The organism is Kitasatospora sp. NPDC094016 (assembly GCF_040304045.1).
GTDB lineage: Bacteria > Actinomycetota > Actinomycetes > Streptomycetales > Streptomycetaceae > Kitasatospora.
On sequence record NZ_JBEOUK010000068.1, the window covers coordinates 18,053 to 28,497 of the forward strand.

Genomic DNA, 10,445 nt, shown 5'->3' on the forward strand with positions numbered 1-10,445 from the left:
ATCTCCAACTCGCCAGTTGGAGATGGGGCCGATTCGGGCTAGTGTCCAACTCGCCAGTTGGAAACCCTTCCGCAAGGAGCCGACCATGCCGGTCATGTCCGCACGCCCCGCCGCCGCCCTCGTCCTCATCGAGTTCCAGCGCGAGTGGCTCGACCCCGAGCACGGCCGCCTCAACCACCTCGTCGAGGACCGTGGCCTGCTCGACACCGCCGTCCGTGGCGCGGCCGCCGCACTGGCCGCCGCCCGCGCGCACGGCGTCCCCGTCGTACACGTGCCGCTCGTCCTCACTCCCGGTGCGCCGGAACTGGAGAGTTGGACCCCGGCGCGGCTCGGCCTGCGCGCGGCGATCCCGAAGGCCGGCACCTGGATCCAGGGCAGCACCGGTGTCGCCTTCGCCGAGGCGTTCCGGCCCGTCCCCGGCGAACCGGTCGTGCGCGGCCGGGCCGGGGCGAGCGCCTTCGCCGGCTCGTCCGACTTCGACCTGATCCTGCGCCGACTCGGCGTCACCGACCTGTACCTGGCAGGCTTCGCCACCCACGTGTGCGTCGAATCCACCCTGCGCGAGGCCCACGACCGCGGCTACACCGCGCACGTCATCCACGACGCTTGTGCGGCCTTCACCCGAGGCCAGCAGGATCACGTCCGCGAGCACGTGATTCACCACTTCGGCGCCGAGACCGACGCCGCCGCCTTCGCCGCCTCACTTCACACCGCGATCCCCGCGAACGAACTGCGGTGAGATCGGTCAGGAATCGGAGACAGGCCGTGGACCGCGGGCCTTCGTCGTACACCCCGCCGTCCCGGTTCGCCCAGGCCGAGGCGGTCGTCCGCACCTTGTTCCCGATGCCCAGGGATGCCGCGCGATGACCGGCGGCACCCGCCCTGGTCCGAACGCCGCCGCGCCCCGGCTGGCGCTGGCCCTGTGCAGTGGCCGGCCCGCGCCCGCAGGCCGGGACCTGGGCCGCCCGGTCCTCGGTTCCCTGCCGGTGCGATCCGGCCGGACGGCTGCGCCGGGGGCGTGAGCGGGTGCCCGGAGCCGGCAGCCTGCGGCGACGGTCGCTGCGGGACCTGCCACGAGATCCGGATGCGCCACCACGCGCAGCTGGATCTTTACGCCCCCGCCCGCGCGGCCCAGGAAAGGCCCCGGGCGCCCTGCTGGACCTTGCCCGGCCGTCGGGGGAGGCCGGGCGAAGCCGGACGACTACGCGGTGGGCGCCTGGATGCGCCGCCGGCGCAAGGCTGAGAGCCTCACCGAGGACCAGACCGCCAGGCTCGACGCGCTGGACGAGCTGTGGCGACTGGACCGGACTGGAACCGCTCCTACGGCCGCCTGCTCGCCTACCTCGCCGCCGGCGGCACCCTCGCCGGCCCCGCCAACCGGACCGGCGGCGAGGCCGACCCGGCGTCCCGGCCCGGCGGGTGGCTGCGTAAGCAGGCCGCGGCCCGCACCGAGGGAAAGCTGACCGCCCGGCAGGCCGCGCTCCTGGACGCGCTCCACCGGCACGTCGAGACCGTCGCCGGCTGAGTCGCGTGCCGCTGTGGCAGGGACGATCCCGTGGCTGTCCGGTCCGGGGCCGGACGGGTGCGTTGCCCCGGGCCCGCGGACCTGCTCTCAGGCCACCGGGGCGGGGGTTGCCACCGGCTCGCCTTGCGCGATCCCGTAGGCGGCGCGGGCCTGGTCGATCCGGTGCCGGTGGCGTTCGGCCCAGCCGGTGAGCGCGAGCAGCGACTCGTACAGCTCTCGCGCCATCGGGGTGGCGGTGTACTCGACTCTGGGCGGAACGGTCGGGTAGACGGTGCGGGTCAGCAGGCCGTCCCGTTCCAGGTTGCGCAGGGTAAGGGTGAGCATCCGGCGGCTGATGCCCTTGACCTGGCGTTCCAGTTCGGTGAAGCGTGCCGGGCCCTGGGTGGTGACGAGCAGGATGCCGATGCTCCACTTCCCGCTCACCCGCCCGAGCACCTCCAGTACCGAGCAGGCAGCCTCCGCCGCCGGGGACTCGCACTGCTCCGGGCCGCTGACCTGGGACGTCACACCGGTGTTCCCCTGTGACATGAAAGTGCCTCCTTCCGCTTCCGGTCATGGTTCCAGAACATGATCCCTGTAACAAGACGTGCACCAAGCCGGCCGCCACGGACGACATCCGCCCGCCCGGGCCGTCTTCGGCGCCTCGTCCCGAACCACACGGAAGAGACCCGTCATGAGCCTCGACAGAACCTCTGCTGACAGCAGGTCGGCTCGCCCGCGCGCCCTGGCTCTCGCCATCCTCTGCGCGATGCAGCTGATGATCGTCCTCGACGGCACGGTCGTCACCGTCGCACTGCCCCGAATCCAGGGTGACCTCGGCTTCTCCCAGGGCGCTCTGTCCTGGGTGGTGAACTCCTACCTCATCCCCTTCGCCGGACTGCTGCTCCTGGCCGGGCGCCTGGGCGACCTCATCGGCGGCAAGCGGGTCTTCCTGACCGGCCTGGCCACCTTCACCGCTGCCTCCCTGCTGTGCGGGACCGCCACCGGCCAGGAACTGCTGCTGGCCGGCCGCTTCCTGCAGGGCGTCGGCGCGGCGCTCGCCTCCGCCGTGGTGCTCGGCATGATCGTGGCGCTCTACCCGGAGCCCGGCGGGCAGGCCAAGGCCATGGGCGTGTACAGCTTCGTGTCGGCCGGCGGCGCTTCGGTCGGGCTGATCGCCGGTGGGGTCATCAGCCAAACCCTCGGCTGGCACTGGGTGTTCCTGATCAACCTGCCCCTCGGCGCGCTGGCACTGGCGGCCGGTATACGCACGCTGGCCGCGCACGGCGGCGGCCCGGGACTGCGCGAGGGAGCGGACGCCTTGGGCGCGCTGCTGGTCACCACCGGCCTGTCGCTGGGAGTCTTCACCATCTCGCAGGCCTCCCAAGACACCTTCACCCCCGGTGGACTCGCCCTCTGCGGCGCGGTCTCAGTGGTGCTCCTGGCCGCGTTCGTCCTGCGGCAGGCCAGGGCCGCCCGCCCGCTGCTCGCGCTGCGGATCTTCCGCAGCAGGGAGATCACCGGTGCCAATCTCGCGGTCGTCCTGGTCTTCGCCGCCGGCTTCGGGTTCCAGTTCCTCAACGCCCTCTACCTCCAGCGGGTGCTGGGCTTCGACTCGATGCTCACCGGTCTCGCGTTCCTGCCCGCGCCCGTGGTCATCGGCACCCTGTCACTGCTGTTCACGGCACGGCTCACCGCGCGCTTCGGTACCAGGCGGGTGCTGCTGACCGGCCTGCTGTTCCTCGGCGCCGGACTGCTGCTGCTCGGCCGGGCCCCGGTCGGCGGCGACTACTGGGTCGACGTCGCGCCCACCCTCGTCCTACAGGGCTTCGGCATGGGCCTGGCCGTCCCATCGGTCATCATGCGGGCGATGTCCGGTACCGCGCCCGAGGACGCCGGCCTGGCGTCGGGCCTGAACAACACCGCGCAGCAGGCGGGCGCGGCGGTCGGTCTCGCGGTCCTGGCGACGGTCGCCACCTCCCACAGCGCCACACTGGCCGCCCGGGGCGTCCCGCGGGTCCAGGCCCTGCGGGACGGCTACAGCCTGGCCTTCCTGTGCGCCGCCGGCTTCGTCTTCCTCGCCTGGGCGATCGCCTTCCTCGTCCTGCGGGACGGACCTGGGCCGCAGGAGGCCGACCACCCGGAGCAGCCGGCCCCGCGGAGCATCCCGGCCCGGTAGCGGCAACGCCCGGGCGGGCGCCGCGACGCGGTGCGACATCGGGGGAACGCCGGCCCGCCGGCCCGCCGGCCGGGCGGACAGCCGGAACGGACACGAACGAGAGGTGTGTACATCATGACGGACCGGATCCGAGTGGGAATCATCGGCGCCCACGCCGAGCGGGGCTGGGCCCGCGGGGTACACCTGCCGGCGCTCGCGGGACTCGACGACTACGAGATCACCGCGATCGCCGCAACGAGCGAAGCGTCGGCCCGGGCCGCGGCCCGGGCGTGGGGAGCCCGGCACGCCCTCACCGACCCCGAGGCGCTGATGGCCCACCCCGAAGTCGACCTGGTCACCATCGCCGTCCAACTCCCGCGCCGCGACGGCCTGGTGTCCGCGGCCGTCGCGGCGGGCAAGCACGTCTACAGCGAGTGGCCGCTGGCCGGCTCCGCCGAGCAGGCGGACCAGTTCCGGGCACAGGCGCAGGCCGCAGGAGTACGGCACGCGGTGGGACTGCAGAGCCGGCACCATCCGGCGGTGCGGCACCTGCGCGACCTGATCGCGGACGGGATCGTCGGGGAGGTGCTTTCCACCTCGCTGACGTACTCCCTCTCCACACCGGAGACCTGGTCCGAGCGGTACGCCGCACTGTTCGACGCCACCAAGGGCGTCAACCACCTGGCGGTCGTGGGCGGGCACTCCCTGGACATGTACCGCTTCGTCGTCGGCGGCTTCGCCGAGGTCTCGGCGACCCTGACCACCCGGATCCGCCGGATCACAATGGAGGAGAGCGGCCGGCAGATCGAGGTGAGCTCGCCGGACCAGATCGCGGTAGCCGGGCTGCTCCGCTCCGGTGCCGCCGCTTCGGCGCACCTCATGACGGGCGGCCCGCACGGTGACGGCTTCCGCATCGAGGTGCACGGGCGCGCCGGCCGCCTGGTCCTGCGCTCCCTGGACGACTCGCTGGTCGGCCCCGAGTTCGTGCTCACCCACGCCGCAGGCGGCGGCGAGGCGGTCACGGTGGAGGTGCCCGGGCCGCACCGGCCGAGGACCGCCGACGAGCCTGTCGCGGTGCGCAACGTACGCCGGGTGTACGCCGATCTGGCGCAGGCGATCCGCACCGGCGGCCCGTCGGAACCCGACTTCGGCACCGCCCTGCGCACGCACCGCCTGCTGGACGCGATCAGGACGTCCGCCGAAACCGGCCGGCGGCAGACCCTGGAGGACTGACCGGCACGGCGCACCGGCGCACCGGCGCGCCGCCTTGCCGACACCGACGAGCGCGGCCGAGTGCGGATCGCCGTGATCGACTTCGAGACCAGCCGCTACGAGTCCGCCGAACGGGACTTCCTCCGGATCGACCAGCGCACCCTTCGCGCCCGGTCCGACCTCGCCACCGCCTTCTACAACGGGTACGGTCGGCAACCGACCGAGAACGAGTGGAGCCTCATGCGATGGTGCGGGATCGGCGACGCCGCAGCCATCGCCGTCTTTGCCGCCGCTGCTGGCCACGCCGAGTTCTCCTATGAGGGCCACGCGGCACTTCGCGCCGCCATGGCCGCTACGTAGTCCTTCGTAGCGCGGCGCCGTGCGTGCCGACCAGGCCGTCGAACCCGCCGCCGGAGTAGCACGCGATGCCGAAATCAGCGCCAATTTTCGCAAGTCGAGGGAGCATCCCGGCCGTTTCTGACCACAGCTCAAGCGGGACGGGCTGGCCGGCCTAGTGGTCGACGCGATAGTCGTCGACCGCTGCCTCCACGGCTGTGAAGAAGTCCCCGGGGCTGGAGAACGAAGGTGGGGCTTCAACGGCGATCCGGGTGTCGTCGCGGATCGCGGTCCCCCGCTCACAGGCAGCGGTGCTCACGGGCAGCGGAGTAGGGCGGGGCGGTCCCTGGTGCGGACGGCGGGGAGCCAGGCGGTGGTGGGGCCCGGCAGGCGGATGCGGTACCAGAGGGTGGAGGTGAGGTCCTCCTCGTTGATGACGGGGAGGCCGGTGGGGAGTTGGCAGTCGGCGTCGAGGGTGTCGTCGTGCCAGACCCGCACGGGGACGACGTTGTCGGCGGTGTAGGGGCGCAGGGGGTCGACGGCGAGGCCGAGGCTGCACTGGGGGTCGCGGTCGGTGCGGTCCTGGCAGCCGCGTTCGGCGTTGAAGACCCGGACGTGGGCGGGCTGCCCGGACGGCCCCGGGTGCGGCCACAGGGCGGTGACGGTGGCGGCGACCGTGGCGCAGGAGGCCAGGGCCAGCAGGGCGGTGCGCGGGCGGGGGCGCGGGTACCGGCGGCGGAGGCGGAGAGGACGGAGTGTGCGGCGCGGGCGCTGACCGGGGCGGTCGGAGCTGTCGGGGCGGTCGGCGTGGTGGGCGTGGTGGGCGCGGATGCGGGCGAGCAGGCTCTCCGCGGTGTGCGGGGCGCGGGCGGCGTGGGTGGGGGCGAGGCAGTCGGCGGCCAGGGCGCGCCAGAACGGGGGGACGGCGGCGGCCAGCCGAAGGGCGGCGCGGCCTTCCGCGTACTGCTGGGCGGCGGCGCAGCGGGCGGTGGGGGTGGTGCCGGGGAAGGGCCGGCCGCCGGCGGCGAAGACCTCGTGGATCACGATGCCGAGGGCCCAGATGTCGGCGCTGGTACGGACCTTGACGCCGTGTTCGCCGAGGGGTTCCTGCCAGCGTTCGGGTGGGAGGTAGTCGGGGGTGCCCATCGGGGCGCCGTGGCCGTGGGTGCCGGTGAGTTCGACGGCGAGGCCGAAGTCGGAGAGGCGGACCTCGCCGTCCGTGCCGATGAGGACGTTCTCCGGCTTGAGGTCGGTGTGGACCCAGCCGGAGCGGTGCAGGTGGGCCAGGCCCTCGCAGATGCCGGTGACGATCCGGGTGCCCTCGGTCTCGTCGACGCCGGTGGTGAGCAGGTCGCGCAGGGTGCCCCGGGCGCGTTCCATGACCAGGACGGTCGCGCCGTCGAGCGAGGGCTGGTCGGGGGCGGTCAGGACGAGGGCGTCGAGCAGCCGGACCAGCCGGGGGTGTGGGGCGGTGCGGGCCAACTCGGCTTCGCGCCGGGCGGCTTCGGCGATCTGGCGGGCCTGGCGGGGGGCGAGTCCGGCGGTGGGCAGTACTTTGAGGGCGACGGTGTCGTCCGCGTCGTCGTTCCCGGGGTCGGTTCGGTGGGCGGCGTAGACCGTCGCCCAGGCGCCCTCGCCGATCGGCCCGGTGACGGTCCACTCGCCGACCCGGTGGCCGGCCGGGAGGAGTTCCTCGCTGTCCTCGGGGAAGGGCGGACCCTGCAGCATCGCCGGCCCTCCCTACCGTCCGGACCGGCCGGGGCCGAGCCCGGTGCCGGCTCCGGGTCCAGGGTTGAGTCCCGGTCCGGCGCCGAGTCCGGCGCCGAGTCCGGGGCCGGGCAGGAGCGCGAGGTGCTCCTCGCGGACGATGCCGAACTTCAGGGCGAGCCCCACGACGGCCTCGCGCTTGCCGCCGCGGCGGTCGGCGCGGTCGCCGTCGGGCAGCTCGATGCGGAGCTTCTCGTCGGCGAGGTAGTCGAGGTGTGAGCTGACCGCGCGGGCGGTGAGCCGGGTGCAGGCGGGGTGGCCGTGCAGCCGTGCGACCACCTGGGGGGTGGTGGGCACGGCGGCGGGGGAGTGGTCGCGCAGCCACGGTTCGCAGAGTGCGACCAGGACCAGGAAGTAGGTGGCGGTCTCGTCCAGGGAGTACGCCGTCATGGTGCGGCTCTCCCGGGAGCCGCCGCGGGTGTCCGGGTCCAGGTAGACGTGGTCGGGTGCGAACACCTGGAAGGACAGCGGGGTCTCCCGGCGGGAGGGCAGCACCACGCGGGAGAACTCGAAGGGGATCGGCGCGCCGATCCGCCGTGGCGGCACCCGCAGGTACTCGCCGGCGCCCTCCGGGTTCTCCACCAGGTAGGCGTGGGTGTTGCTGAGGTTGCTCAACTGCCAGTGGTCGTCGGTCGCGTGGATCTCGCCGGCCAGCCGGGAGACCGACTCGTCACCGAGGCACAGATCCACCGGGGTGTGGGCGGAGCCGCGGCCGAAGCGCGCGCTCTCTCCCGGGCCGAGCCGTAGGGTCACCGGGGCGTCGCCGTTGCCCTCCGGCAGGTGGACGACGATCCCGCTCACCGCTGCCCCGTCCCGCGCACCGTTCCTCCGTCCCCGCGCACCGTTCCTCCGTCCGCGTCCTGCTCCCCCGTTTCGCGCGCCGGCTCTCGCCGGACGGACGAACGGTACCTCTTCGCGTACGACAATAAACCGGAGCCGCAGGCTACTTGACAAGGTGGCAGCGGAGTGCACGGATGTTCGGTCAGGGCATCGGCGCCCCCGGACGCAGTGCTGCCACCGGGCGCAGCGCCGCCACCGGACGGTCACCGAAGGCGGCCCACGGTCGCCAGCCGCCGGAGGGGCGGTCCTGGACGCGGGTGCGCAGCCGGCCGTCCTCGGTCACCGCGAAGACGTGCAGCCGTCCGGTGGAGTCGGCCGCGGCCGAGGGCGTGCCGGCGAGCGGCAGGCCGGGCTCGCCGAAATCCTCGCCGGACACGTCCGCCGGTGCCCAGGTGCCGGCGGGGGCGGACTGCCAGCGGTGGGCCAGTCGTTCGCCGCCGGGGGAGAGGGTGAGGGCCTCCAGTCGGCCGTCCGCGCCGGCGATCGTCAGCGGTGCGGCGGTGGACCAGCCGAGCAGCGGCTGCCAGGCGTCCCAGCCGCCGTTGGGCACCGACTGGCGGCGGTGGAAGGCGGCCGTGCCGGAGGGGGCGATCGCGGTGACGTTCAGCCGTCCGGTGCCGTCGCGGGACACCCGTGGGGCGGCGCCGGCGGGTGTTCCGAAGTGTTCCCAGGCGGACCAGGCGCCGCCGGCCGAGGTCTGCCAGCGGTGCAGCAGCGCCGTGCCGCCGGGTGCGAGGACGAAGACCTCCAGCCGGCCGTCGGCGTTGGCGGCGACGACGGGTGGCGCGCCCACCGGGCCGCTGAAGTCCGGGTCCCAGTCGTCCCAGGTGGTCGAGCCGGGCGAGGTCTGGCGGCGGCGGGCGAGCAGCGCGCCGTCGGGGGCGGGTGCGAAGACCTCCAGGCGGCCGTCGGCGTTGCGGGCGACGGCGGGGGCGGCGCCGGCCGGGCCGCCGAAGACCTCCCAGTCCGTCCAGCTGCCGTCCGTCCGCTGGATGCGGTGGTGCAGGTTGGCGCCGTCGGGGGCGAGCGAGAACACCTCCAGTCGGCCGTCGGTGTTGCGGCCCAGTGCGGGTACCGCGCCGGCGGGCGTTCCGAACACCTCCCAGTCCGACCAGGTGTCGGTGTCCGGGTCGGTCTGGACCCGGCGCAGCATCGAGCGGTCGGCCGCGTCGAGGGCGAGCACGTTCAGCCGGCCCCGGACGTCCGGGGCGGCGACCGGGTTGTCCGGGCTCTGCCAGGGCGGCGGGGTGGACCGCCAGTCCAGCGGGGCGAGGTACAGGCCGCGGCGGAACCAGCCGGCGGCGCTCGCCCACCACTGCTGCCCGTCGGTGACGACCTCCACGGCGTGGCCGGGCACATGGCCGGCGCGGTCGTCGAGGGAGAAGCGGAACGGGTCGCGCGAGGCGAGGACGTCGGTGCCCTCGTAGCCGTTGCGCGGTCCGAGGAACAGGTGGTACCAGCCGTCCCGGGCCACCACGAAGGGCGACTCGGTGACCGAGACGCCGTCCGCGGCGGTGGCCGCGTCGGCGAAGGCCACGCCGCCGTCGCCCCAGGTCAGCAGGTCGGTGGAGCGCCGGTAGCAGACCTGGTGGTGCCCGCCGGGGGCGGAGAGCTCGGTGTAGTACATCACCCACTCGGCGCCGATCCGCAGGACCATCGGATCGCGGGCGGCGGTCCCGCGGAACAACGGCCCGGACGGCAGCCTGGTCCAGGTGGACAGGTCGGCGGAGGTCGAGGTCGCGGCGTTGATCGCCGCCCCGGTGCGCCCGCCCGCCGCGTAGAACATCCAGTGGACGCCGCCCGACTCGACGACGTGCGGGGCCCACAGGTGCTCCTCGCCGAAGTACGAGGGGTCGACGGTCAGCGCGTCCGGCTGACTGCTCCACGGCCCGGCGGGGGAGGACGCGGAGGCGTGGGCGAGCGAGACCTCGGCGGCGCTGTCGGGCGCCTGTCCGGGCGGTGCGCTGTCGCCGACGATGCTGAACAGGTGCCAGCGGTCGCCGGCCCGGACCAGGGTGTGGTCGTTGAGGTAGCGGCGGCGGGTGGTGGAGGGGTCGTAGACGTGGGTGAACGGGCCGGCGCCGACCCACGGGTGGGGCCCGGTGGCGTCGGCGGATGCCGCTGGGGCGGTACGGCCCGCGAGCGGGAGCACGAGTGCTCCCGCTCCGGCCGCCCGCAGCAGGCCGCGCCTGCTGATCGGGTGCATCGCTGTGCTCCAGGGGGTTACCGGCGTGGTCAGCCGACGGCGGGTCCGTGGGAGGTGTTCACGACGGTGGGTCCGTGGGAGGTGTTCAGCCAGGCCCAGTCGGACCAGGTGGAGAAGCCGGTCTGCCACTTGTGGTGGACGCCGTCGGTGTTGGAGCCGAAGACCTCGATCCGGCCGTCGGCGTTGTTCGCCGAGCCGATCTCGGTGCCGCCGGTGCCGAAGGTGTCCCACTGGCCGTACGGGGCGTTCAGGCCGGTCTGCCAGATGTGCTGCGCCGTACTCCCGTTGATGGCGAACACCTCCACCCGGCCGTCCGGCGAACGCCCACTGGTGAGCCGGGCGTCGACGGGACCGCCGGTGGCCTCCCAGCCGGACCAACTGGTGGGGTTGGTCTGGTACTTGTGGTAGACGCCGGCGGATCC

General features: G+C 74.0%; 10 protein-coding genes. 5 read left to right on the forward strand and 5 right to left on the reverse strand.

Going from position 1 to position 10,445, the window contains the following annotated elements; all coding sequences use genetic code 11:
* Positions 1 to 94 precede the first annotated feature (94 nt).
* On the forward strand, positions 95 to 739 hold the full coding sequence (locus ABT015_RS35945) for a cysteine hydrolase family protein (RefSeq protein WP_350886953.1): 645 nt from the start codon (positions 95 to 97) through the stop codon (positions 737 to 739).
* A gap of 552 nt (positions 740 to 1,291) precedes the next feature.
* Positions 1,292 to 1,525: a helicase associated domain-containing protein gene (locus ABT015_RS35950; RefSeq protein ID WP_350886956.1), complete on the forward strand. Its 234-nt coding sequence runs from the start codon at positions 1,292 to 1,294 to the stop codon at positions 1,523 to 1,525.
* Between the two features lie 87 nt (positions 1,526 to 1,612).
* Here the strand turns inward: ABT015_RS35950 and ABT015_RS35955 are convergent, their stop codons facing one another.
* Positions 1,613 to 2,053 carry a winged helix-turn-helix transcriptional regulator gene (locus tag ABT015_RS35955; protein WP_350886959.1) on the reverse strand — a complete coding sequence of 147 codons (441 nt, stop codon included), beginning with the start codon at positions 2,051 to 2,053 and terminating at the stop codon, positions 1,613 to 1,615.
* 145 nt (positions 2,054 to 2,198) lie between these two features.
* Here ABT015_RS35955 and ABT015_RS35960 point away from each other — a divergent pair, with 145 nt between their 5' ends.
* The 3 genes from ABT015_RS35960 (at position 2,199) to ABT015_RS35970 (ending at position 5,234) form a co-directional block, all read left to right on the forward strand.
* Positions 2,199 to 3,683: an MFS transporter gene (locus tag ABT015_RS35960; RefSeq protein ID WP_350886962.1), complete on the forward strand. Its 1,485-nt coding sequence runs from the start codon at positions 2,199 to 2,201 to the stop codon at positions 3,681 to 3,683.
* A 114-nt stretch (positions 3,684 to 3,797) separates the two neighbouring features.
* Entirely contained in the window at positions 3,798 to 4,895 is a 1,098-nt protein-coding gene (locus ABT015_RS35965; protein ID WP_350886964.1) for a Gfo/Idh/MocA family protein, read from the forward strand.
* 60 nt (positions 4,896 to 4,955) lie between these two features.
* Positions 4,956 to 5,234, forward strand: coding sequence for a hypothetical protein (locus ABT015_RS35970; protein ID WP_350886967.1), 279 nt, complete (start codon positions 4,956 to 4,958; stop codon positions 5,232 to 5,234).
* Positions 5,235 to 5,525: 291 nt separating this feature from the next.
* Here the strand turns inward: ABT015_RS35970 and ABT015_RS35975 are convergent, their stop codons facing one another.
* From ABT015_RS35975 to ABT015_RS35990, 4 genes are all read right to left on the reverse strand, one after another.
* Entirely contained in the window at positions 5,526 to 6,938 is a 1,413-nt protein-coding gene (locus ABT015_RS35975; RefSeq protein WP_350886969.1) for a serine/threonine-protein kinase, read from the reverse strand.
* Between the two features lie 12 nt (positions 6,939 to 6,950).
* On the reverse strand, positions 6,951 to 7,778 hold the full coding sequence (locus ABT015_RS35980; protein ID WP_350886972.1) for a serine/threonine protein kinase: 828 nt from the start codon (positions 7,776 to 7,778) through the stop codon (positions 6,951 to 6,953).
* A 181-nt stretch (positions 7,779 to 7,959) separates the two neighbouring features.
* Positions 7,960 to 10,023 carry a DUF8189 domain-containing protein gene (locus ABT015_RS35985; RefSeq protein ID WP_350886974.1) on the reverse strand — a complete coding sequence of 688 codons (2,064 nt, stop codon included), beginning with the start codon at positions 10,021 to 10,023 and terminating at the stop codon, positions 7,960 to 7,962.
* 29 nt (positions 10,024 to 10,052) lie between these two features.
* On the reverse strand, positions 10,053 to 10,445 hold a 393-nt coding region (locus ABT015_RS35990), incomplete at its 5' end, for a DUF8189 domain-containing protein (protein WP_502897490.1).

Excerpts from the sequence above, each read along its gene's own strand:
- ABT015_RS35945 (WP_350886953.1), top strand. The coding sequence starts at position 95 with ATGTCCGCACGCCCCGCCGCCGCCCTCGTCCTCATCGAGTTCCAGCGC.
- ABT015_RS35975 (WP_350886969.1), bottom strand. The coding sequence starts at position 6,938 with ATGCTGCAGGGTCCGCCCTTCCCCGAGGACAGCGAGGAACTCCTCCCG.
- ABT015_RS35985 (WP_350886974.1), bottom strand. The coding sequence starts at position 10,023 with ATGCACCCGATCAGCAGGCGCGGCCTGCTGCGGGCGGCCGGAGCGGGA.
- ABT015_RS35965 (WP_350886964.1), top strand. The coding sequence starts at position 3,798 with ATGACGGACCGGATCCGAGTGGGAATCATCGGCGCCCACGCCGAGCGG.
- ABT015_RS35960 (WP_350886962.1), top strand. The coding sequence starts at position 2,199 with ATGAGCCTCGACAGAACCTCTGCTGACAGCAGGTCGGCTCGCCCGCGC.
- ABT015_RS35955 (WP_350886959.1), bottom strand. The coding sequence starts at position 2,053 with ATGTCACAGGGGAACACCGGTGTGACGTCCCAGGTCAGCGGCCCGGAG.